The 22102-nt window shown below is 67.8% G+C and carries 24 protein-coding genes and 1 tRNA gene; 11 read left to right on the top strand and 14 right to left on the bottom strand.

Annotated elements, in window-relative coordinates; translation table 11 throughout:
• Nucleotides 1–29: 29 nt before the first annotated feature.
• The 4 genes from AC3A3G_RS06470 to AC3A3G_RS06455 all read right to left on the bottom strand — a co-directional run bounded on the left by AC3A3G_RS06470 (nt 30) and on the right by AC3A3G_RS06455 (nt 3826).
• Complete coding sequence (locus tag AC3A3G_RS06470) at nt 30–2405, bottom strand: TonB-dependent receptor (RefSeq protein WP_487487804.1); 2376 nt, start codon at nt 2403–2405, stop codon at nt 30–32.
• A gap of 117 nt (nt 2406–2522) precedes the next feature.
• Nucleotides 2523–2849, bottom strand: coding sequence for a hypothetical protein (locus AC3A3G_RS06465; protein WP_234288793.1), 327 nt, complete (start codon nt 2847–2849; stop codon nt 2523–2525).
• The gene (locus AC3A3G_RS06460) at nt 2794–3270 is read right to left on the bottom strand and encodes a hypothetical protein (RefSeq protein WP_234287633.1); all 477 of its coding nucleotides are present in this window, start codon (nt 3268–3270) and stop codon (nt 2794–2796) included. The genes AC3A3G_RS06465 and AC3A3G_RS06460 overlap by 56 nt, the downstream gene beginning before the upstream one ends.
• 82 nt (nt 3271–3352) lie before the next feature.
• Complete coding sequence (locus AC3A3G_RS06455; RefSeq protein ID WP_200168180.1) at nt 3353–3826, bottom strand: helix-turn-helix domain-containing protein; 474 nt, start codon at nt 3824–3826, stop codon at nt 3353–3355.
• A 161-nt stretch (nt 3827–3987) separates the two neighbouring features.
• Between AC3A3G_RS06455 and AC3A3G_RS06450 the strand changes: the two genes are divergently transcribed.
• Nucleotides 3988–4779: a prepilin peptidase gene (locus AC3A3G_RS06450; RefSeq protein WP_487487803.1), complete on the top strand. Its 792-nt coding sequence runs from the start codon at nt 3988–3990 to the stop codon at nt 4777–4779.
• On the opposite strand, the gene AC3A3G_RS06445 is transcribed toward AC3A3G_RS06450, so the two are convergent.
• Nucleotides 4776–5648, bottom strand: a complete 873-nt coding sequence (locus tag AC3A3G_RS06445; protein ID WP_487487802.1) for a hypothetical protein — start codon at nt 5646–5648, stop codon at nt 4776–4778. The genes AC3A3G_RS06450 and AC3A3G_RS06445 overlap by 4 nt on opposite strands.
• 319 nt (nt 5649–5967) lie before the next feature.
• On the opposite strand from AC3A3G_RS06445, the gene AC3A3G_RS06440 reads away from it, so the two are divergent.
• Nucleotides 5968–6528, top strand: coding sequence for an OmpA family protein (locus AC3A3G_RS06440; RefSeq protein ID WP_374759269.1), 561 nt, complete (start codon nt 5968–5970; stop codon nt 6526–6528).
• 104 nt (nt 6529–6632) lie between these two features.
• Here AC3A3G_RS06440 and AC3A3G_RS06435 read toward each other — a convergent pair whose 3' ends face one another.
• Genes AC3A3G_RS06435 through AC3A3G_RS06420 form a run of 4 tightly spaced genes read right to left on the bottom strand, consistent with a single transcriptional unit; the run spans nt 6633 to nt 10293 of the window.
• Entirely contained in the window at nt 6633–7118 is a 486-nt protein-coding gene (locus tag AC3A3G_RS06435) for a DUF411 domain-containing protein (protein WP_200167167.1), read from the bottom strand.
• A 2-nt stretch (nt 7119–7120) separates the two neighbouring features.
• On the bottom strand, nt 7121–7318 hold the full coding sequence (locus AC3A3G_RS06430; protein WP_487487801.1) for a heavy-metal-associated domain-containing protein: 198 nt from the start codon (nt 7316–7318) through the stop codon (nt 7121–7123).
• A gap of 60 nt (nt 7319–7378) precedes the next feature.
• On the bottom strand, nt 7379–7798 hold the full coding sequence (gene cueR / locus AC3A3G_RS06425) for a Cu(I)-responsive transcriptional regulator (protein WP_200215662.1): 420 nt from the start codon (nt 7796–7798) through the stop codon (nt 7379–7381).
• Nucleotides 7798–10293 (bottom strand): heavy metal translocating P-type ATPase, encoded by a 2496-nt coding sequence (locus tag AC3A3G_RS06420; protein WP_487487800.1) that lies wholly within the window; start codon nt 10291–10293, stop codon nt 7798–7800. Before AC3A3G_RS06420 ends, cueR begins: the two co-directional genes overlap by 1 nt.
• A gap of 302 nt (nt 10294–10595) precedes the next feature.
• Between AC3A3G_RS06420 and AC3A3G_RS06415 the strand changes: the two genes are divergently transcribed.
• Nucleotides 10596–10778 (top strand): hypothetical protein, encoded by a 183-nt coding sequence (locus tag AC3A3G_RS06415; RefSeq protein ID WP_200215659.1) that lies wholly within the window; start codon nt 10596–10598, stop codon nt 10776–10778.
• A 116-nt stretch (nt 10779–10894) separates the two neighbouring features.
• On the opposite strand, the gene AC3A3G_RS06410 is transcribed toward AC3A3G_RS06415, so the two are convergent.
• Nucleotides 10895–10971: transfer RNA gene (locus tag AC3A3G_RS06410), tRNA-Arg, on the bottom strand.
• A gap of 285 nt (nt 10972–11256) precedes the next feature.
• Between AC3A3G_RS06410 and AC3A3G_RS06405 the strand changes: the two genes are divergently transcribed.
• Both AC3A3G_RS06405 and AC3A3G_RS06400 read left to right on the top strand, forming a co-directional pair.
• Nucleotides 11257–13791: a helicase-related protein gene (locus tag AC3A3G_RS06405; RefSeq protein WP_487487799.1), complete on the top strand. Its 2535-nt coding sequence runs from the start codon at nt 11257–11259 to the stop codon at nt 13789–13791.
• Entirely contained in the window at nt 13788–14072 is a 285-nt protein-coding gene (locus tag AC3A3G_RS06400) for an RNA-binding S4 domain-containing protein (protein ID WP_200167160.1), read from the top strand. Before AC3A3G_RS06405 ends, AC3A3G_RS06400 begins: the two co-directional genes overlap by 4 nt.
• Here AC3A3G_RS06400 and AC3A3G_RS06395 read toward each other — a convergent pair.
• Nucleotides 14069–14707, bottom strand: a complete 639-nt coding sequence (locus tag AC3A3G_RS06395; RefSeq protein ID WP_487487798.1) for a YceI family protein — start codon at nt 14705–14707, stop codon at nt 14069–14071. The genes AC3A3G_RS06400 and AC3A3G_RS06395 overlap by 4 nt on opposite strands.
• Before the next feature lie 168 nt (nt 14708–14875).
• On the opposite strand from AC3A3G_RS06395, the gene fdxA reads away from it, so the two are divergent.
• The 4 genes from fdxA to AC3A3G_RS06375 all read left to right on the top strand — a co-directional run bounded on the left by fdxA (nt 14876) and on the right by AC3A3G_RS06375 (nt 18228).
• Complete coding sequence (gene fdxA / locus AC3A3G_RS06390; protein ID WP_003166185.1) at nt 14876–15217, top strand: ferredoxin FdxA; 342 nt, start codon at nt 14876–14878, stop codon at nt 15215–15217.
• Between the two features lie 310 nt (nt 15218–15527).
• Nucleotides 15528–16073, top strand: a complete 546-nt coding sequence (locus tag AC3A3G_RS06385) for a CarD family transcriptional regulator (RefSeq protein ID WP_046652322.1) — start codon at nt 15528–15530, stop codon at nt 16071–16073.
• A 170-nt stretch (nt 16074–16243) separates the two neighbouring features.
• Complete coding sequence (locus tag AC3A3G_RS06380; RefSeq protein ID WP_487487797.1) at nt 16244–16624, top strand: BlaI/MecI/CopY family transcriptional regulator; 381 nt, start codon at nt 16244–16246, stop codon at nt 16622–16624.
• Complete coding sequence (locus AC3A3G_RS06375; RefSeq protein ID WP_487487796.1) at nt 16621–18228, top strand: M56 family metallopeptidase; 1608 nt, start codon at nt 16621–16623, stop codon at nt 18226–18228. Before AC3A3G_RS06380 ends, AC3A3G_RS06375 begins: the two co-directional genes overlap by 4 nt.
• Before the next feature lie 82 nt (nt 18229–18310).
• Here the strand turns inward: AC3A3G_RS06375 and AC3A3G_RS06370 are convergent, their stop codons facing one another.
• Nucleotides 18311–18796 (bottom strand): DUF3617 domain-containing protein, encoded by a 486-nt coding sequence (locus AC3A3G_RS06370; RefSeq protein ID WP_234287632.1) that lies wholly within the window; start codon nt 18794–18796, stop codon nt 18311–18313.
• A 229-nt stretch (nt 18797–19025) separates the two neighbouring features.
• On the opposite strand from AC3A3G_RS06370, the gene rpmB reads away from it, so the two are divergent.
• Both rpmB and AC3A3G_RS06360 read left to right on the top strand, forming a co-directional pair.
• Nucleotides 19026–19322 carry a 50S ribosomal protein L28 gene (gene rpmB, locus AC3A3G_RS06365; RefSeq protein WP_087140498.1) on the top strand — a complete coding sequence of 99 codons (297 nt, stop codon included), beginning with the start codon at nt 19026–19028 and terminating at the stop codon, nt 19320–19322.
• A 195-nt stretch (nt 19323–19517) separates the two neighbouring features.
• On the top strand, nt 19518–21218 hold the full coding sequence (locus tag AC3A3G_RS06360) for a M1 family metallopeptidase (RefSeq protein WP_487487795.1): 1701 nt from the start codon (nt 19518–19520) through the stop codon (nt 21216–21218).
• Nucleotides 21219–21233: 15 nt separating this feature from the next.
• Here AC3A3G_RS06360 and AC3A3G_RS06355 read toward each other — a convergent pair whose 3' ends face one another.
• A complete protein-coding gene (locus AC3A3G_RS06355; RefSeq protein ID WP_200167154.1) occupies nt 21234–21683 on the bottom strand; it encodes a hypothetical protein in 450 nt (149 codons plus the stop codon).
• 39 nt (nt 21684–21722) lie between these two features.
• The gene (locus AC3A3G_RS06350; RefSeq protein ID WP_125900638.1) at nt 21723–22079 is read right to left on the bottom strand and encodes a hypothetical protein; all 357 of its coding nucleotides are present in this window, start codon (nt 22077–22079) and stop codon (nt 21723–21725) included.
• Nucleotides 22080–22102 lie beyond the last annotated feature (23 nt).

The following is a 22102-nucleotide window of genomic DNA, read 5'->3' as shown; positions in this document are numbered from 1 at the left end:
AGCCTGCTGTCTCCCTGAAATAAAGACGTCTATCGCACCACCCGGAGGGTCACGCCCACCGTGCGCGGCGCCCCCAGGAAGGCGCCCAGCGTCCCCGTCTGGAACGGCGCGCCGAAGGCCACCTGGCGATAGTCCTGATCGAACAGGTTGCGGCCCCACAGCTCGACGCTCCAGGCGTCGTCGCGAGCTAGCGCGACGCGGCCGTCGACCAGCCAGAAGCCCGGCTGGCTCTTGGCCGGGTCTAGGTCCGAGCCGGTGTTGTATTCCGACGAATATTTGGCCGCCAGGGTGACGCGGCCCGTCAGCCCCGCCGCCACCGGCCGCTCATAGGTTCCGGCCAGAGATCCGCTCCACAGGGGCGCGAAATTCATCCGCTTGCCCGCCAGCAGCGGCAGGCCCGGCACGGCGTCGTCGCCGTATTCCGTCTGGGCGTAGGTCAGGCCGCCCTGCAGCGACAGCCCCTCGAACGGCAGGAACATGAAGTCCGCCTCGACGCCCTTGGCCCGCACCTCGGGGATTGAGCGGACCAGGAAGGTCGTGCCCAGGAAGGTGTTCAGCTGGAAGTCGTCATAGGTCTGGCGGAAGGCGGCGGCCGAGACCAGCAGGCGCCGGTCCAGCATCACGCTCTTGATCCCCGCCTCGAAGGCGTCGGCGCTCTCGGCCGGGAAGGCGCGCGAGGCGTCGGGGACCAGATTGGTCTGCCCGCGATCCAGGTTGAAGCCGCCGTTCTTGCGCCCTCGCGACCAGGAGGCGTAGAGGCGCACGCCCTCGGTCGCCTTGAACTCGGCGCGGGCCATGCCGGTCCAGGCCTCGTCCTTGACGGTCTCGGACTGGCTCAGGCCGTTGAAGGCCGGGTTCGACCACGGCAGGCACAGGATAGCGTTGCTGACGCCGTTGGCCAGCGCCGCCGCGCAGGCCCGGCCGCCGTCGGTGTTGTGATAGGCGGCCGTCATCTCCTTGGTCTCATGGGTACGGCGCAGGCCCCCGGTCAGGGTCAGGCGGCCGGTCACGGCGTAGGAGACCTGGCCGAACAGGGCGGCGCTGCGAGCCGTCTGCCAATAGCGGTCCAGCTGGCCCTCGCCCTCGACGAAGCTTTGGCCGACGGGAAGCCCCGTGACGCTCGACACGAAGGCCGGGTCGCCCAGCGGGTTCGACGCCGAGCGCGACAGCAGGCGGCTGACATAGCCTTCGTAATCGGCGCCGTAGAACAGGCTGTCGCGACGGGTCAGCTTCTCATCGGCGAAGAAGGCGCCCGCCGACCAGTCCAGCTTTCCGCGCTGACCCGACAGACGGAACTCCTGCGTCAGGGTGCGGAAGCGGTTCGACCAGTTGCCGTCGTCCGGGCGATAGGCCAGATCGGCCGAGGTGAAGTCCCAGTCCTGGCTGATGACGCCGCGCCAGTCGCGCACCGCCGAAGTGCTCTCCAGCCTCGCCCAGCCCAGATCGGCGCTCAGGTGCAGGGCCAGGCCCTTGTCGCGGATGCGGGTGTTGGTGTCGCGGTTGGAATAGGCCACGCGATCCCACGGCTTCGGTGTCGCCGCCACGCCGCCGTCGGGCGCGAAGGTCGCCAGCAGAGGCGCCGTCGCGCCGGTCACCAGTTGCACGCCGACGCAGCAGCGTTCGTCCCGCTCGGTCCAGTCGGCGGTCAGGCGGGCGGTCAGGTTCGGCGTGGCGCGCCACAGCAACTGACCGCGCACGGTGTCGTAATTCTCGGTCTGATCGTCGGTCGAGGTGCGCGGCCCCTCCCCGGTATTCACGTCATAGAGGCCGTCGCGGCGACGCGCGGCGACATACAACCGCCCGGCCAGAACCTCGTCCACGATCGGGCCGGTCAGGGAGACCGAACCGCCGTGCGTTCCATAGTCGCCGAAGGTCGCCTCGCCCGCCATGCCCGCGTCGAACGAGGGGGCGGCGGTGACGACGTTGATGACGCCGGCCGAGGTGTTCTTGCCGAACAGGGTCGCCTGCGGGCCCTTCAGCACCTCGATGCGCTCGACCTCGCCCAGATCGCCCAGGGCCGCGCCGTTGCGCGGGCGATAGACGCCGTCGATCATGACGCCGACCGAGCTTTCCACACCCGGATTGTCGCCCACAGTGCCGACGCCGCGGATACGCGCGGTGGTGAAGGTCTGGTTCGAGGTCGAGGCCACGATCAGCCCCGGCGCCAGGATCTGCAGATCCTTGATGTCGCGCACGCCGATATCGTCCAGCAGGGGCTGTGCGGCCACCGTCAGCGACAGGGGCGTCGCCGCCAGCGGCGCCTCGCGCCGTTCAGCCGTCACCACGATCTCGGACACCTGGGTCGGTCCTTCGTCAATGGCCGCCTCGGCCATGACGGGCGCGGCGAAAGCGAGCACGGACAAGGAGGCGGACGCGAGAGACGCGGCGCGAACAGCAGAAATCATGGGAGGAAAAACCGCTTGGCGGAGCGACGGCGCAAGGCTTCGTCGCGGACTGTCAGCGGATGTAACAGCCCCGTCGGCGGGGCGGAACCCCGACCGACGATCATCAAACGATGACTTTCAGGCCCGCCCGGCCAGCGGTCCCGAAGCGCGCGGCGCGAAGCTATGCTCCACCCGGCTGCGATGCGGGGCCACGTCGTTGCGCACGCCGCCGCCGATGCGACACAGTTGCTCCAACCCGCGCCCGCCGCCGCTTTGATGCGATGTGATCAAATCCAGAAGGCGCTCGGCCTCAGCCAAGGTCTCCGGTCGCTGTTCCAGCAACCAGACCTCAAGCGCCCCCAGTTCGGCTGTCAGCCCCCCCTCGCGGACCGAGACCTCCAGCCGATTGTCATTCCATTGACGGAGCAGCGCGCGCGCGGCCTCCATCGTCCATTGTTGAGCCATCTCGCCCCCCCAGGGCGAAGCGCCGGTCGGCCTCGACCTCCCAGACGCCAAAGAAGAATGTGAGCACGATCAGGAACCACAGGCCCCAAATCAGCGTGAAAAGCGCCCATGCCAGAGGCTCCGACGACAGGAGCGGAGCGCAGTAGGCCAGGACGCCGACAAGCTGGAACGCGGACGCCAGGACGATCCACCAGCGACCCGCGCGCTCGGCAATCAGCCACAGCGCCACGAAAGCCAGGCCATCGACGATCATCAGGCCGAGATAGAGCCCGTTCCACGTCAAATCCTCGACGACATAGGAAGCGGCCAAGGTCATCAGCATGACGGCGGCAGCCGCGCGATCGCCAGGACCGCCACGCCACAACAAAAGGCCCAGCCCCACGAAACCGAGGAACAGCAAAGCCAATTGAACCAAGTCCATCAAAGCCTCCGGCTGACCAGCCTATCCAAGCGCCAAGCCGTTATTTCCCGTCAGTCATGCGCTTCTCCACCAGCAAAGAGCGTCAGCGCAGAGCGTGGATCATCTCCAGGACGGGACGCATCAGAGTGGCCGCAACCACGGCGATCAGGATCCAGGCGAAAGCCCAGCCCACGATCAGCCACAAGACGGAGCCGCCGATCTTGCGCGGCCGGCGCCAGGTTCTGAGGCTCGCATACGACCGATAGAAAGGTGTCGGCCACGGCGTTCTCCCGCCCTCGACATCTTCCGAAGACCCTGCGAGGACGCCCCCTTCTGCCGATACGACGGGGGACGGCGACAGGGGGAATGATCCCCCTGAGTAGGAATTACTCAACACGCGCGCGGCCTGGAGACGGTCGGAAACGCCCAGCTTTTCATAGGCGCGATGCAGATGGTTCTGAACGGTGCGTGGCGACAGACCGAGTTGCTGCGCGATCTCCTTGTCGCCAAGGCGATGCGACACGAGCAGGAGGATTTCCCGTTCGCGCGGCGTCAGCTTGTCGATCTTCGCGTTCATGGGCACAGAATCCGACTATCCGTTCAGAACGGCGTCCGTCCAGTCTAGCCGCTCTCTTCTCTCGATAGAGAGTCACAACCAAGGCGAGCAAGGCAAATGATGGCGCCATTCTGCGCTCCCCGCGCCACACTCCTTCCGAAAACAGACCATGGGACGAAAACATGATGCTGGCGCTACTGATGGGCGGGCTGGGGCTGATCGTCGGCAGCTTCCTGAGCCTGGTCAGCCTGCGCCTGCCGCGCGGCGAGGACATCGTGGTCAGCCGCTCGCGGTGCGGCGGTTGCGGGCGCCCGCTCAAGCCTTGGCGGATGATCCCGGTGGTCAGTTGGGCGTTGTCGCGCGGCAAGTGCAGCGACTGCGGCGCCGTCATTCCCCTGCGCTATCCCCTGATCGAGCTGGCGTCCGGCGCCGTCGGCGTCTGGGCGGCCCTGTGCTTTCCCGATCCGGCCTGGGCCCTGGCCGGGGCCGTTCTGGGCTGGCAGCTTCTGCTGATCGCCGTGATCGACGCCGAGCATTTCTGGCTGCCTGACGCCCTGACCCTGCCGCTGTTCCTCAGCGGCCTGTTCGCCGCTGTGGCCCTGGACCCGGCGAACATCCAGAGCGGACTGAAGTGGTCGCTGATCGGGCCGCTGAAGACGCCCCTGATCGGGGCGGCCGCCGGTTTCGGCGGGTTGTGGCTGCTGGCCTTCCTCTACAAGCGCCTGCGCGGACGCGACGGTCTGGGCGGGGGCGACCCGTTCCTGCTGGGCGCGATCGGCGCCTGGGTCGGGTGGATGGGCCTGCCCAGCGTGCTGCTGTGGGCGTCGCTGACCGGCCTCAGCCTGGTGGCGGCCAAGCTCGTGCTGCGCCGTCCCGTGGCCTCCACCGACCGCCTGCCGTTCGGCGTCTTCCTGGCCGTCGGGGCCTGGCTGACCTGGCTCTACGGTCCCTTGGGCCTGGCCTTCGGCGCCTAGAGCGACAGCAGGTCCGACCAGCGCCAGCGCCCGCCGCCCAGCGCCACGCGCGGCGCGCCTGGCTGGTCGCTGAGCGTCAGCAGCACATAGCCGTTGACCGTCTCGGCCTTGCAGGCGCGCGACGAGAAGCCGACCGTCACGGCGATGGCCTGACGCACCCCGGCCAGGCCCTTGCCCTCTTCGCCGGGGCTTTGCAGCCAGTCGCCGTTCCACATCAGGATGGCGCGGCCCGAAGCGCCTGAAGTGCGATAGGCCTGGCCGATGGCGGCGTTGATGCGCGCGTCGTTGCGCAGGGCGTCCTGGATGCGCTTGACCATGTCGCAGCCCTGGCCCGAGCCGCCGCCCACGCCCGAACCGGACCCGCCGCCGCTGCCGCCGCCGACGCCCGCCCCTGCGCCGCCGCCCCCGCCTGAGCCCTGTCCTGCGGTCAGGGCGCCGCTCAGGGCCCCCTCGCCCAGAAGGACGAAGGAGACGCTGGGCTCCGGCGCGGAGATGGGCAGAGGCTCGACCGTCGCCGGGCGCAGCGTCGGACGGCTGGGCCGCGGGGTCGGCGGCGTCGGCGCGGTGCGCCGCGCCTTCTCGGGCGTTTGGGCGGGAACGGGCGCAGGCGCGGCGGGCGCCGGTTCCGGCTTGGGCGCCGGCGCAGGCTCCGAGCCGCCTGCAGGCGCGTCGCCCGGCGCAGGTTCCGAAGGCGGCGGCGGTGGGGGCGGCGGTTCGACCAGCATCACCTCGATCACCGGCGGAACCGGAGCCTCCGGCGGTCGTTCAACCGGCGCAGCAATGATCAGCGCCAGGATCAAACCGTGCGCGATCAAGCTGCCCAGGATCGGGCCGGCCTTGTTCCGATGGCGACGAGGCCCCGGCTTCACCCCGAAACTCCCCAAGCCTTGCCGTCATGGGACTTGTAGTTTTGGTCGCCCCCAAACACCAAAGCTATCAATAGATTCTCCTCGCCCTTTGATATTCGACAATGACCATCCCAGCACGTCAGGAAAATGGCGCCAACAAGCCAGACCATAAATCGACCCAAAACAGCAAAACGTAGATTGTTGAAATTTTTTTACAGTCAAGCTGAACCTTTTCACTTCTTCGCGCGTCTTTGCTCCGCCGTTTTGCAACCGACACCGGTGCGGCGCGTAACATCCCCCGGAGTTGGGCCGGGCACGAAGGAGACTGAATTTGATCAAATTGGCATCTAGGACCGCTGTCATCGGCGCCGTCGCCGTTCTCGGCATCGCCGTCAGCGGCTGCGCCAGCCACCGGTTCGTCCGCGACAACGTGCAGGTCGTGAATGAGCGCGTCGACGGCGTCGACGCGCACGTCACTCAGGTTGAAGGCACAGCGGGCGAAGCCCTGGCCCGCGCCAACGCCGCGCACAAACTGGCCCAGGGCAAGTTCCTGTACGAAGTCGTGCTGTCGGACGACTCGGTGAAGTTTCCGGTCAACCACACCGAGTTGTCGCCGGAAGCCGAGCAGCGTCTGGCCGAACTGGTTCAGCGACTGCGCGCCGAGAACGCCAACGTCTATCTGGAAATCCAGGGCCACACCGACTCGACCGGCAATGACCAGATCAACGAGCGTCTGGGCCAGGAACGCGCCGAAGCGGTGCGTCGCTTCCTGAGCGATCAGGGCATCGCCCTGAATCGCATGGCGACCATCTCCTACGGCGCCGCCAAGCCGGTCGCGCCGAACAACACCCGTGAGGGCCGCGCGCAAAACCGCCGCGTCGCCATCATGGTTCTGGCCTAACGGCTGAAGGCTTTCGCTCCGGCCTCCTGCCCCGGCCGGAACGAGAAACGGCGGCGTCCCGCAAGGGGCGCCGCCGTCGTCTTTTCAGCCTATCAGGGGCCAGATCAGGCCGGATCAGCGCCGACGAAAGTCATGAAGCGCGCCGGCGCGCCCTCGCCGAAGGTCATGACGTCATAGCGTTCGGGCGCATAGCCGGGCGCCTCCATGCCGGGCGAGCCGGTCGGCATGCCGCCCACGCCGATGCCGCGCGCCTGACCGGGCTTTTTCAGGAAGGCCTTCACGCCCGCCGCCGGGACGTGGCCCTCGATCACCTTGCCGTCGATCACGGCCGTATGGCAGCCCCACAGCGACTGCGGCACGTCCAGACGCTGCTTGACCGGCGCCAGGTCGTCGGTCGCGACCACATTCACCTCAATGCCCGAGCGCCGGATGTGATCGACCCAACCGCCGCAGCAGCCGCAGGAATCGCTCTTGTAGACAGTCATCTCGGCCGCCTCGGCGGGCCGGGCGAAGCCCTCGGCCAGGAACACGCCGCCGCCGACAGCCAGCGCCCCGATAGCGATCGCCGCCATCTTAACAGGCATCTTCATCTTCAGTTCTCCTGAACGGGATAGCCGGCCGCCGCCAGGGCGTCGGCCAGGGATTGAGGGGACGCCGTCGTCTCGACCTCGACCCGGCGCGCCGGAATGTCGGCCGTGATCCCGGCCGCCGGATCGACGGACAGGACGGCCTTCTCGACCGAAGCGACGCAACCGCCGCAGCGGATTTTCGGGATGTTGAGCGAGATCATGACGATGCTCCTTTTCTTGATACGCGACGGTTCATTGAACCCCTTGCCGTCATGGGAAGGTCAAGCGGGCGCATCGTTCGCGCCCTGCGACGGATCGCCCGCCAGGTCGGACAGGATCGGGCAGTCCGGCCGCTCGTCCCCGGCGCAGCAGTTGGCCAGATGACGCAGGGTATCGGCCATTTCGCGCATCTCGAGGATGCGCGCGTCCAGATCGACCAGGTGCTTCTGTGCCATCGCCTTGACCTCGCGGCTGGGCCGCGAGTCGTCGCGCCACAGCGACAGCAGGCGGCTGATCTCCTCGATCGAGAAACCCAGCCCCCGCGCCCGGCGGATGAAGCGCAGGTCGTTCAGGTCGCGGTCGCTGAAATCGCGATAGTTGCCGTCGGTCCGATCCGCCGGTCGGATCAGCCCTTGCGCCTCATAGTAGCGGATCATCTTGGCCGTGACCCCGGTCGCCTGTGCAGCCTTGCCGATGTTCATCACGCGGCTCCCTTCACGCTGTTGGAACCGATATGGGGTTTGAAAGCCCGCAGGCGCAGGGCGTTCAGCACCACGCTGACGCTGGACAGGGCCATCGCCCCCGCCGCCAGCATGGGCGACAGCATCAGACCGAAGACAGGATACAGCACCCCCGCCGCCACCGGGATCAGCAGGACGTTGTAGCCGAAGGCCCAGGCCAGGTTCTGGCGGATGTTGTTCATCGTCGCCCGCGACAGGCCGATGGCGCTGACCGCGCCGCGCAGGTCGCCGCCCGTCAGGACCACGTCCGCGCTCTCGATCGCCACGTCCGAGCCGCCGCCGACCGCCAGACCCACGTCCGCCGCCGCCAGGGCCGGGGCGTCGTTCACCCCGTCGCCGACGAAGGCGACCCTGCGCCCGCCCGCCTTCAGCGCCTCGATCACCGCCACCTTGCCGTCCGGCATGACCTCGGCGTGGACTTCATCGATGCCCAGACGACGCGCGACGGCGGCGGCGGTGCGGCGGTTGTCGCCGCTGATGACCGCCACCTTCAGCCCCAGCTCGTGCAGGGCGGCGATGGCCTCGGCCGTCGTCGCCTTGACCGGGTCGGCCACGGCGATGATGGCGGCCAGTCGACCGTCCACGGCGGCGTAGAGCGGCGTCTTGCCCTCGTCGCCCAGACGGGCCGCCGCCTCGGCGAACACGGCCACGTCGCAGCCCAGCTCGGCCATGTAGCGGTCGGCGCCGACGGCGACGCGCGCCCCGTCGACCAGGCCCGTCACCCCCTTGCCGGGGATGGAGGCGAAGTCCTGCGGTTCGACCACCGTCACGCCGCGCGCCTCGGCGGCGGCGACCAGGGCGCGGGCCACCGGATGTTCGGAGCGGATCTCCAGCGCCGCCACCTGGGCCAGCACCGTCGTCTCGTCAAAGCCCTCGGCCGTGACCAGATCGGTCAGGGTCGGCTTGCCCTCGGTCAGGGTGCCGGTCTTGTCGAAGGCGACCACGTCAACGCCCTGCAGGGCCTGAAGCGCCTCGCCCTTGCGGAACAGCACGCCCAGCTCCGCCGCGCGACCCACGCCCACCATGATGGAGGTCGGCGTCGCCAGACCCATGGCGCACGGACAGGCGATGATCAGCACGGCCACGGTCGCGACCAGGGCCATGCCCAGCGCCGGGTCCGGCCCGAACAGGAACCACACGGCGAAGGTCAGGGCCGCGATGCCCATGACCACCGGCACGAACCAGCCCGTCACCTTGTCCACCAGCGCCTGGATCGGCAGCTTGGCCCCTTGCGCCGCCTCGACCATCTTGACGATCTGGGCCAGCACGGTCTGCGAGCCGACCTGACGCGCCTCGAAGTGGAAGGCGCCCGTGGTGTTCAGCGTGCCGCCCGTGACCTCAGCCCCGGCGGTCTTCTCGACCGGGATCGGCTCGCCCGTCAGCATGGATTCATCGACGAAGGAGGCGCCGTTCGTGACCACGCCGTCGACCGGAACCCGCTCGCCGGGGCGCACCACGACCACGTCGCCGACCTTGACCGCATCGACGGCCACGTCCTGCTCGACGCCGTCACGCACCACGCGCGCGGTCTTGGCCTGAAGCGACATCAGACGACGGATCGCCTGGCCCGTTCGGCCCTTGGCCCGCGCCTCGATCCAGCGCCCGACCAGGATCAGGGTGACGATCACCGCCGCCGCCTCGAAATAGATGTTGGCCGTACCCGCGGGCAGCCACTGCGGCGCAAACGTCGCCACCGTCGAGAAGGCCCAGGCCGCCGTCGCGCCCAACACGACGAGGGAGTTCATGTCCGGCGCCCAGCGCAGCAGGGCGGGCACGCCCTTGCGATAAAAGATGATCCCCGGAACGAACAGGACGAAGGTCGCCAGCACGAAGCTGATGACCTTCCAGTTGAAGGCGCCGATGGTCTCACTGACCCAGTGGTGCATCCCCGGCACGAAGTGCGAGCCCATCTCCAGCACGAACAGCGGCAGGGTCGCCGCGCCCGCGATCAGCACCGCGCGGCCCAGCTTCCTGATCTCGGCGTCACGGGCGGCCTGTTCGCGGTCGCTGGCGTCCGGCCCGGCGTCCTCGGGCGCCTCCAGCACATAGCCGGCCTGTTCGACGGCGGCGGCCAGATCCTGGAACGTCGTCGCCCCCGACAGGAAGCGCACCGTCGCCCGCTCGGTCGCCAGATTGACGCTGGCCGACAGCACGCCCGGCACGGCGGCCAGCGCCTTTTCCACGCGGCCGACACAGGAGGCGCAGGTCATCTCCCGCACGGGATAGACGACCTCTTCCTCCATCGGTTCATAGCCGGCGCTCTTGATAGCGGCCGCGACGGCGGCGGCGGAACCCTCGCTCGACAAGGCGACGTGAGCGCGCTCGGCGGCCAGATTGACCTGGGCCTCCGTCACGCCCGGCACGGCGCGGATGGCCTTTTCGACGCGCCCTACGCAGCTGGCGCAGGTCATGCCCAGGACAGGCAGATCCAGTGTTCTCAAGCCTTCGGCGGCCATGACGTCGTCCTCGTAAACCTTTGACGACGACACCTGTAAACCTTCCCATCAAGGGAAGGTCAACACCTCTGCTCCATGCTCTTTGCGGCACTGGAAACGAAGGCCGCCAAGATCTTTACGGCGCTCAATTAGTCAACAAGGGTCGGTCTGATTGATCCTCAAGGACGAAATTAATGAGAAAACTCGGCCTGCTTCTCGCGTTCCCGGCAATCACGCCCACGATCGCAGAAGCCCAATCACGCTAAAGACCCCGCGCTGATCTTCATGAGCGCGCCACCGAATGGACACCCGTACCCCAGTCGATGACCGAACTCTTGGACGCCGGATGGAGGATCGTCGCCTACAGCAACGACCAGACCGAGATGTTTCAGAACAACGAGAACTCGTTTTCGTTCATCCTCACCGACGGCAGAAAATACATCACCTGCATGATCGACAGCCCATCGATAAACGACGCCAAATCCAAATGCCGCGCCCTGAACTAAAGCCGGCGCCGACTCGCATGAAAGATGACGACCCGATTCCGTGAGCACCCGAAGCATCCGCCAGAAAGTTGGCCGCCTCTGGTCGCGAACCCTAAGGTGTTTGCGACTCAAAGCGATGGCGACCCCGGGAGGACTCCAACCTCCGACCTCGGCTTTAGGAAAGCCTTGCTCTATGCAGCTGAGCTACGGGGCCACGCGCGTCTGCCTAAAGGAGGTTGCGGCGTCAGGGAAGCCCCTGCGCGCCGCGGGCGCGGCATGAGGCGGCGGCGATGGTTCCGCCTTGTGGTTAAGAGCCATTAAGATACAATCCCTAGTATGGAACAAAGCCTGAATCGGCGAACGTCGCTGATTCGGTCATGATTCGTTTCGCCCGTGTTCCAGGGGGCGGTAAGGTTCCGCTTACCATTCCTTCTTCGCTCACATTGAAATCGCCGCGCCGCTTGTGAAAGCAGGCGGGGTTCGCCACCTTGGACCGGTCATGAGCGACCGTTCCGCAGGCATGGCTCCATCGCGCGTCACGGCGATCCTGGGCCCCACCAACACCGGCAAGACCCATCTGGCGGTCGAGCGCATGCTGGGTCACGCCTCGGGCATGATCGGCCTGCCGCTGCGCCTCTTGGCGCGCGAGATCTATGAGCGGATCGTCAAGCGGCGCGGGGCGGCCTCGGTCGCCCTGATCACCGGCGAAGAAAAGATCGTCCCGCCGCGCCCGGCCTATTTCGTCTGTACCGTCGAGGCCATGCCGCTGGAGCGGTCGGTCGACTTTCTGGCGGTGGACGAGATCCAGCTGGTCACCGATCCCGAGCGCGGCCACGTCTTTACGCAAAGACTGCTGCACGCGCGCGGCCGGTTCGAGACCATGTTCCTGGGCGCCGGGACGATGGCGCCGCTGATGCGTTCGCTGGTTCCGGATGCGGAGATCGTGACCCGCGACCGGCTGTCGACGCTGAGCTACGCCGGATCGAAGAAGCTGACCCGCCTGCCTCGGCGCAGCGCCGTGGTCGCCTTCTCGACCGAGCAGGTCTACGCCATCGCCGAACTGCTTCGTCGCCAGAGAGGCGGGGCGGCCGTGGTCATGGGCTCGCTTTCGCCCCGCACCCGCAACGCCCAGGTCGAGCTGTTCCAGTCCGGCGAGGTGGACTTCCTGGTCGCCACCGACGCCATCGGCATGGGGCTGAACATGGACGTGGACCATGTGGCCTTCGCCGGTTTGAGGAAGTTCGACGGGCGGCGCACGCGCTGGCTGCACGCCGCCGAGATCGGCCAGATCGCCGGGCGCGCGGGGCGGCACCTGCGCGACGGCACCTTCGGCGTCACCGGCGAGGCGGAAGAGCTGGACGAGGAACAGGTCGAACAGGTGGTCGAGCACCGCTTCGATCCGGTCGAGGCAGCCGAGTGGCGCAGCGGACGACTGGATTTTGATGCGCTGCCCGATCTGTTGCGGTCGCTGACGGTGACGCCGGACCGGCATGGTTTGCGGCTGACGGCGCAGGCGCTGGACGAGACCCTGCTGCGGCGCTTTGCCGTCGATGAGGACGTCAGGAAGATCGCCCGCTCGCGCGGCGCCCTGATGCGGCTGTGGGAGGCGTGCCAACTGCCGGACTTCCAGAAGACGACGCTGGACGAACACGCCCGCCTGTCGAAGGAGATTTTCACCGCCCTGACCGGTCGTCGCGGGCGGCTGACCGAGGACTGGGTGGCGCCGCGCTTCAACGATCTGGACCGCGACGACGGGCAGATTGATCAGCTTTCGGCGCGGCTGTCGGGGGTGCGGACGCTGAGCTACATCGCCAACCGGCCCGACTGGATGGCGGGCGCGCAGGAATGGCGCGACCGGACCAAGGCGCTGGAGGAACGGCTCAGCGACGTGCTGCACGAGCGGTTGACGGCGCGTTTCGTCGACCGGCGCACGGCGGCGCTGATGCGGACGCTGAACGTGCGCTCCGACGTGCTGGCGGGCGTGGCCGACGACGGCGAGGTCACGGTCGAGGGCGAGGTGGTCGGCCATCTGGACGGCGTCTGCTTCACGGTCGACGCGGGCGGATCGGCGCTGGCCGACCGGGCGCTGCGGCAGGCGGCGACGCGGGCCATGGGGCCGGAGGTGGCCCGGCGGCTGGGGCGGCTGGCGGCGGACGAGGATGCGGCCTTTTCCGTCACGCCCGACGGCGGGGTGCTGTGGAACGGCGCCCTGACCGGGCGGATCGTCAATGAAGACCCGTTCTCGCCCCGCGTGCGGCTGCTGGGCGAACTGGGGCCGATCCCGGCGCGCGAGCGGGCCGAGCGGCGCATGGAGGCCTGCCTGGCGGCCGAGGCCGGGCGGGCGCTAAAGCCGCTGAAGCGGCTGCGCCATGCGATCGAGAGCGGCGCCCTGACCGGCCTGCCGCGCGGTCTGGCCTTCCGGCTGATCGAGGCGGGCGGCCTGATCCCCCGACGCGAGGTCGAGCGCGATCTAGCAGCCCTGAGCCAGCATGAGCGGCGCACGCTGAAGACCTTCGCCATCCGGGTCGGCGCCCATTCGGTCTGGCTGCCCGGCGTGATGAAGCCGCGCGGCGCGGCCCTGGCGCAGGCCTTCCTGCCGCGCGAGGCGATCAACGGCCTCGTGAGCGAAGGCCTGTCGGTTCTGCCCGAACCGCCGCCGTCGGCGCGCGCCCTGTCCGCCTTCGGGCGACGCGCGGTCGGGCGCTGGACCGCGCCGGTCGAGGCGCTGGAGACCTTCGCCGAGGCTCAACGGGCGGCAGGCAAGACGCCGCTGTCGGAGCAGGCGTTGAGCGATCTCGGCTGGACAGCGGACCAGGCCAAGGCCATCCAGGCCGCCCTGCGCACGCCGCGTGCGGAACGCGCGCCGTCCCCCGGCAAATCGACGCCCCCGCCCAAGGATTCGCCCTTCGCCGCCCTGGCGCAGTTGACGCAGCCGCCCCGCCCGGCCTCCTCCGCCAGACCCAAGACGGCGCGCAGATCCCGGCGTCGCCCGCGACGCGCCGCGTCTCAGGGGGCGGGCCAGAACGCCGAATGAGCCTCGAGAGCTGCCGCATCGACGTCTGGTTGTGGCGCGCGCGCTTCGCCAAGACGCGCAGCCTGGCGGCCGCCATGGTCGAGAAGGGTACGATCCGTCTGACGCACAACGGCGCCCAGTCCCGGCTCGACAAGCCCAGCCGCAGCGTCCATCCCGGCGACGAGGTGCTTTTCGCCCAAGGCGGGCGCCTCATCGCCGTGCGCGTGGTGCAGATCGGCGAAAAGCGCGGCCCGCCCGAGGAAGCCCGCGCCCTCTATGAGCCGCTGGACGCGCCGACCTAACCCGCCGCCTTCACGAACTCGCCTTCGATGTGCAGCTTCACCTCGTCGCCCAGGGCGGGCAGGCCGAAGTTGATGCCGAAGTCGGACCGCTTGATGGTGGCCTCGCCGTCGAAGCCGGCCTTGTAACCGCCGCGCGTCGGGCCGGCCTGATTGAAGTCGACCTCCATGACCACCGGACGGGTCACGCCGCGCAGTGTCAGCTCGCCGTGGACCGTCGCCTCATCGCGATCATCGGCGTCGATCACGATCCGGGTCGAGCGGAAGGTGGCGACCGGATGGTTGGCGGTGTCGAAGAAGTCCGCCGTCTGCAGATGGCGGTTCAGCCCGTCCGAGTTCGACGCCACATCCCTCAGGGGAATGGTCGCGGTCAAGGTGCTGGCAGGTGGGTTGGCGGGGTCCAGCTTCAGTTCAGCCTGAACATTCACGAACTGGCCGACATAGGTCGAAAAGCCCAGGTGATCGACCGACCAGGTGATCTTGCCGTGCTCCGGGTCCAGCTTGTAGTCGCCCGCCTGGACCTCGGACGGAACCTTGGTCAGGGCGGACTGGGCCACAACCGCGCCACCGGCCAGCAGGCTGAGCGCCAGGCTCGCGGCGCCGAGACGGCCAATGGCTGAGTGAGTGATGAAACGCATGGTGGAGCCTCCTGCCGGTCGATGATCGGGCGTCACGAATGTGGAGCGGGGCCCGGCGACATCGGGCCTGAACAGCTTTGCAACAGCGCCTTCGGTTGACAGTTGGTTCCGTCGGGGCCATGTGCCCGCCCTCGACCTCCCTCGCTGCCACAGGCCCGCCCGAACGCCATGACCTACATCGTCACCGACGCCTGCGTGAAATGTAAGTTCATGGACTGCGTCGAGGTGTGTCCAGTGGACTGCTTCTACGAGGGCGAGAACTTCCTGGTCATCGCGCCCGACGAATGCATCGACTGCGGCGTGTGCGAGCCGGAATGCCCCGTCGACGCCATCGTCCCCGACACCGAGGACGAGCCCGACGGCAAGTGGCTGCAGGTCAACGCCGAATACGCCAAGGTCTGGCCCAACATCACAGTCAAGGGCGTGCCCCCGGCGGATCGCGAACAGTATGAGCGCGAAACCGGCAAGTTCGAGAAGTACTTCAGCCCCAAGCCGGGCAAGGGCTCCTAAGTTCTCGCCACAATGCAGTCACAATGTGCCGGTCATCGCCGACCGCCCTGTGGATGTTTTGAGATTTCCTAATTTTATGATAGGTTCCTCCCTATTCGAAACGGGCGGTTCCGCAACTCTGCGCGCCGCCCGCATTTACGACAGAACCTCGCCGCTAGAGACGAGGTCGGCCAGAGGTTTGGTGATCCGTTTTCGCGTCTGACAGTGCGATCCTCCGCCTCAACCGCCGGGCCCAGCGCTCGGCGGAGGGGCGGTTTTTCACTATCAGCGTGGCGACGATCTCATCCCTACGGTTCGGGAAAGGAATGACATGACGAGCAAGACCGGTCTGGAATTCAAGGTTGGCGATGCGGTGGTCTATCCCGCGCACGGCGTCGGCAAGGTCGCCGCGATCGAGACTCAGGAAGTCGCCGGCATGGCGCTGGAAGTCTATGTCGTGACCTTCGAGCACGAGAAGATGACCCTGCGCGTCCCGACCAAGAAGGCCAAGACCGCCGGCCTGCGCACCCTGGCCGCCGACGACACCGTGTCCAAGGCCCTGACGACCCTGAAGGGCCGCGCCCGCGTCAAGCGCACCATGTGGTCGCGCCGCGCCCAGGAGTATGAAGCCAAGATCAACTCGGGCGACCTGATCTCCATCGCCGAAGTGGTCCGCGACCTGCACCGCGCCGAGACCCAGCCGGAACAGTCCTATTCCGAGCGCCAGCTCTATGAATCGGCCCTGGACCGCATGGCCCGCGAAGTCGCCGCCGCCAACAAGATCGACAAGGACGCCGCCATGGCCCTGCTGGGCAAGTCGCTCAGCGCCAAGAAGCCGGTCGCGCCGGCCGCCGAGGCTGAAGCCGAGGCCGCCTGACCTCAGGCGATCCGCAAACGACGCGAAAGGCCCGGCGGCGACGCCGGGCCTTTTTCTTTGCCCGCCCCCCCCCGCTGCGCCTTTCCGAAAGTTCACATGATCCGCCCCAATTAAGCCGCATTTCGCTACGCTTGTAGCGTTACATATGTAGCGAAAGAAAAGGGCGCGTCATGATCGAAACCCTGCCCCGCAGAGAGCGAGAGGTGTTCGAGACCCTGTGCCGTCTGGGCCAGGCTTCGACCGCCGCCGTCCGGGACGCCCTGATTGACCCGCTCAGCGACTCAGCCGTCCGCACCCTGCTGAAACGGCTCGAAGCCAAGAAGCTCGTCGAGCGCACGTCCGGTTCTGTCTGGCGCCCGGCGCCCGAGACCGGCGCCCTGGCCGACAGCGCTCTGCGGCGCATGGTCGACACCTTCTTCGCCGGATCAGCCGTAACGGCCGCCACCGCCCTGTTGGGCATGGCCAAGACGTTGAGCCCAGAGCAGGCGGCCGCCCTGCGCCGCGCCATCGACGATGCTGACGACAACGCTTCTAGGGAGAGCAAGGCGTGACCGGGGCCCTGCTGCTGGAGCTTCTGGTCAAGTCTGGCGGCGTCGCCGCTGCGGGATTGGCCCTGTCCGCCTTCCTGAGCCGGCGTCCGGCCGCGGAACGGGCGTTGGTGCTGCGCATCGCCGTCTGCCTGTTGGTCGCCTTGCCCGTCTTCCTGTGGGTCGGGCCCAGCCTGCCCTTGGCCTGGCTGACGCCGTTGCCCTCGGTCGAGCCTGCCTCGGCGGCTTCCTGGTCCGTCAGCCTGCAGCCGATGGCGGACGCCTCGGTCGCCGGACAGCTGCCGGCCGGCGCGCCCTGGGCCCTACTGATCGCTCTCGCCTACGCCGCAGGCCTTCTGGCGGTCGGCGCCCGTTTCCTCGTCGGTCTGTGGACCCTGCGCCGCTGGACCAGCCAGGGCCGCACGGTATCCGCACCGGCCTGGACGACGCCCCTGCGCCGTCTGAACGCCGACGGCCGCACGCGCCTGATCGCCTCCGCTCATGTCAAGACGCCGCTCAGCTGGGGCCTGCCGCCGGGCGTCATCCTGATCGGCGAGGACTGCGTCTCGCGCGCCGCCGCCGCCGAAGCCGTGCTCGCCCATGAGTTGGCCCATATTCGCCGTGGCGACTGGATCTTCGCCCTGCTGTCGCGCCTGGCCCTGGCCTTGTTCTGGTTCAACCCCCTGGTCTGGCTGCTGCACCACAGCCTGTCCGCCCGGACGGAGGAGGCGGCCGACGCCCTGGCCGTCGCCGGCATGGACCGCCGTCTCTACGCCCGCGTCCTGGTCGACCTGGCCTCGACCGCCCCCTTTTCTTCCACCGGCGCCGCCCTGGGCATCGCCGGATCCCACGCCTCTCTCACCAAAAGGATAAGCCGCATCATGACGTCCCCTCGCAAGACTCCGTCCCGCCCGCTGACCCTGGCCCTGTCCGTAGGCGCCCTGCTGGCTGTGGCCACGCCCCTGGCCGCCATTGAGCTGATCCCGCGCGCCGCCGAAGCGGCGGCCGAAAGCGTCGCCTGGACGCCGCCCGCCCCGCCGGTCCCGCCTACGCCGCCAGCTCCGCCCGCCGCCCCTGAACGCCCGGCGCAGCCTGCGAAATCGGTCCAGACCACGTCCAGCCTCATCGTCGAGAACGGCCGCACCATCCATCTGGACATGCTGGAAGACGGCGAGCGGCGCGACATCGAGGCCGCCAGGGCCGAAGCCCGCCTGGCTGCTGACGCCGCTCGGCGTGACGCCCAGGACGGTCGTCGCGAAGCGGAAGCCGCCGCCCGCAGCAGCCGAGACGCCATTGAACGGGTCACTCGCGACGCCGCGGCGGCCGCCGCAAGCGCCCGCGTCGCCGCCGACGCGGCCAGGGAACACGCCCGCGTCGCCATGATCGATGCGCGCGCCAGCATGCTGCGCGGCGCCGACGACATGGATCAGGGCGCCGAGACCATGCGCGCCAACGCCCTGCGTCTGCGCGATCCAGCCCGTCGCGCCGAGGTGATCGCCGAAAACCGCGCCCGCGGGAACGAGGTCACTCACGCCCAGCTGATCGAACTGTCACGCACCCTGCCGCAACAGGCCGACGATGTGGTCCGTTCGGCCCAACGCATGCGCGAGCAGGCCCGCAGCCTGTAACCCCGTCGATCACCGTGACGAAGATCAGACCTCGGTGCGCCGCGCCGAGGTCTTTTCGCGTCTAGCCGCGCGGATTCTTCGATCAGAAATACTCCGCACCGGCCGGGCACTGGGCGGCCAGGCGACGGGCGGTGATGCTGGCCGGAATATAGGGCGTGCCGCGCGCCAGCTGCGCGCCGCCGTTGAAGCGGAAGGCCTGCTCTTCATAGGTGCCGTTCAGGCGCACGTTGATGCGGCGGCCTTTGCGGTCCTGACAACTGCCCTCGAAGCGCGCGCGGCCGTCCCCGACCTCGCGGGTCGGGTAGGTGCACCGCCATTTGCGCGTCGAAAGACCGCCGAAGAATCGGTTGATCTCGCTGGGCCGCACGCACTTCTGCTCTGTGTCGCGGGCGCCCATGACGCTGGTGGTGTATTCCCAGTAGCCGGGCAGAACCTCGGACTGGGCGGCCGACTGGGCCTGAGGCGCGGACGCGGGCGCGGCCAGCATCACGGCGCCGGCGGCCACGGGGGCGACGACGGCCATCAGCCGGGCGAAGGGGATCAAGGTCTTCATGGATTTGCCGTTCATGGGACTCATCATGGGTCTGCTCTATATAGTCACGCCTTGAACGACTGCTGAACGAAGGCGATCCCTCGCCTTCAGAATGACTCCAATCCCGTCGCCCGATGACTCCAGCCTTGACGCCCGGCGAGTCATTCCTCTATACGGCCCCCTCTCGCGCGGGCCTCTTTGTTCGTTGCGTCCCTGTTTCATGCGTCCGCACCGATATCGCGGATGTGACCTTGAGGATCTTCAGATGTCGCGTCGCTGCGAACTCACCGGTATCGGCCCCATGGTCGGCCATCACGTGAGCCACTCCAACATCAAGACCAAGCGCCGTTTCCTGCCATCGCTGAAGACGGTCAAGGTTCAGTCGGAAGCTCTGGGCCAGACCTTCTCGCTGCGTATCTCGAACGCCGCCCTGCGCACCCTGGACTTCAAGGGCGGCCTGGACGCCTTCATCGTCAAGGCTCGCGACGAGCAGCTGTCGATCGCCGCCCTGCGCATCAAGCGTCAGGTCCGCGCCAAGCTGGCCGAGCAAGCCGCCGCCTGATCGGCGTCGACTGACGGATTTTGAAGAGGCCGGTGGAAACACCGGCCTTTTTCTTTTGCGCGTTTTGCCGGTTCTGCGACGTCTCCTACCGCCGTCATCCTCGGGTCAAGCCCGAGGATGACGGCAAATAGGTGCGGACTTGCGAGCTCCGCCCCGCCCGCTACCCTCAGGACTCACCCAGCCGGAGCCTCGACCTTGCGCCCTCTCGCCGTCCTTTGCCTGACGACAGCCCTGCTGACTTCGCCCGCGCTGGCGCAGGAGGCGGTACGCGAAACCACCGCCTTCACCCTGTCCAGCGGCACGCCGCGCACGGCGGAGCAGTTGGCGCTGCGCTTCGACAAGGCGGACCTGTCGTTCAAGCTGCTGCCGGAAAGCCAGTCGCTGGAGGGCGTCGCGGTCCTCGACTTCACCGCCACGGCGCCGACGGCGGCGGTCGTGATCGAGCTGGATGCGGTCTTCGCCATCGCCGCCATCACCGTGGACGGACGGGCGATCGCCGACTGGTCCAATCCCGAGGGACGGCTGACCATCCCCCTGCCCCGTCCTCTGACGACGGGCGAAAGCGTTTCCGTCCGCATCGCCTATTCCGGCCGCCCACATCAGGCCAAACGCGCGCCGTGGGACGGCGGCTTCGTCTGGACCACGACGCCCGACGGCCAGCCGTGGATCGCCAGCGCGGTTCAGGGCGAGGGCTGCGACCTGTTCTGGCCCTGCATCGACCATCCGCAGGGCGAGCCGGAGCGGGTGAATCTGCACATCACCGTCCCCTCAAGCCTCAGCGCCCCCGCCAACGGCCGCTTTGTGGGCAAAACCGACAACGGCGACGGCACGACCACCTGGAACTGGACCGCGCGCCAGCCCGACACCTACGCCATCAGCCTGAACATCGGCCCCTATGTGGAAATGGCCGCCGACTATCAAAGCCGGTTCGGCAATATGATTCCCATGCGTTTTTGGCGGCTGGCATCCGCTGATCCGGCCAAGGCGCAGCGTCTGTTCGACGAATTCCCGCAGATGCTCGATTTCTACGAGACGACGATCGGCCCCTTCCCCTTCGGCGACGAGAAGATGGGCGTGGTCGAGACGCCGCACCTGGGCATGGAGCACCAGACCATCAACGCTTACGGCAACGGCTATAAGCTGGACGGCAAGGGCTACGACTGGCTGCTGCAGCACGAACTGGCGCACGAATGGTTCGGCAATCAGCTGACCAACGCCGACTGGGACGACATGTGGCTACACGAAGGGTTCGGCACCTATATGCAGCCCCTCTACGCCCGCTGGCTGAACGGCGAGCGAGCCATGCAGGCCGAGTTGCAGACCATGCGCCTGACCCTGGCCAACCGCTTCCCGGTCGTGTCCGGCCGGTCGCAGGACGCGGGGACCGTCTATGACGACAAGACCGGCCCGGCGCTGGACCTCTATTACAAGGGGGCGCTGATCGCCCACACCCTGCGCCTGCACATCGGCGATGACGCCTTCTATGAGAGCCTGCGCCGTCTGGTCTATGGCCGCCCCGATCCGCAACCGGGGAATTTCAAGCCGCGCTACGCCACGACGTCGGACTATGTGGCCATCGTCAATGAGGTGACAGGCCGCGACATGGGCTGGTTCTTCGACGCCTACCTCTATCAGGCCGCTCTGCCCGATCTGGTCATGACCCGCGACGGCGAGCGCGTAAGCCTGGAATGGAAGACCGGAAACAGCCGCCCCTTCCCCCTGCCCGTCGAGGTCGAGGTGGACGGTGTTCTGCGCGCCCTGCCCATGACCAATGGCCGCGCGACCTTCACCGCTCCGGCGGGCGCCCACATCCTGCTGGACCCCGGCTCAAAGGTTCTGCGTCGGCTCGAATATCTGGAAACCTGGAAGGCGTCTCAGGACAAGTCGAGCGGCTAAACTACGGATCGCGCGTCAGGCCGGTTTAGCCGAGAACCAGGGACGGCGCGGATAGGCCACCGTCGCGCCCAGCAGGATGAACAGCATCATCCATCCGGTCAGGTTCAGGATCAGCGAGGTGGTGGCGCGCGGCAGTTCCGCATCCAGCCAGAAGGACCAACGGATCAGCACCGCCAGGCCCTGCAACGCCGTCAGCACCACCAGCCACCGGCCGGGCCAGCGCAAGGTCATCAGGGCGTAAGCAAACCAGATCAGGATCGCCTTCACATCGGCAGAGATGAAGCTTGTCGCACCGTGGGTCAGCGCCCCGACCAGTGTCAGGCTGAACCCGTCGATCAGGTGCAGAACCCCTGCGACCCTGACCTCTCGGCGCCCCATGAAGACGGCGAACAGACCGGTGACGACCACAGCCGCAAGTCCGAGGATTTCCTGGATCTGATCGAACGGGGCGAGAAGCGCGGCCATGTGCCTAGGTCGCCGCGCTCCTCGCCCGCGTCAAGACGCTTAGGCGCGCATCGGCACGACGACCGCAGCCTCCGCCTGTCGGGCGAACGGCCCGGTTTCAGCTGGCTTGTCGTTGTTTGGAGTTTCCAACGTGGTCACGCCCAGCTTGCGTTGCACGGCCGAGAGCGACTTGTGTGCGTCGATCAGAGCGGCCCGAGCGCTCGTCAGGTTGTTCAAGGCGACGCAGACCGAGGCCACGGCGGGTTGGGCCCAGGCCGCGTTCAGCCCGGCGTCACGCTGCAGGCTAGGCAGTTCGCTGACCAGGATCGACGTGCGCGACAGGGCTTCGTCGAGCGATTGCTCGGCGTGATTGATATAGGCGGCGACCCTTGTGGCCGTCGCTTCTCGTTGAGACATAGGACCTCCTGCCGCCGCAGCGG

The sequence above is a fragment of the Brevundimonas sp. Soil_N_31 genome (assembly GCF_057655995.1).
Note: the sequence above shows the minus strand (reverse complement) of the source record. Positions and strands in the feature narration are given on the sequence as shown.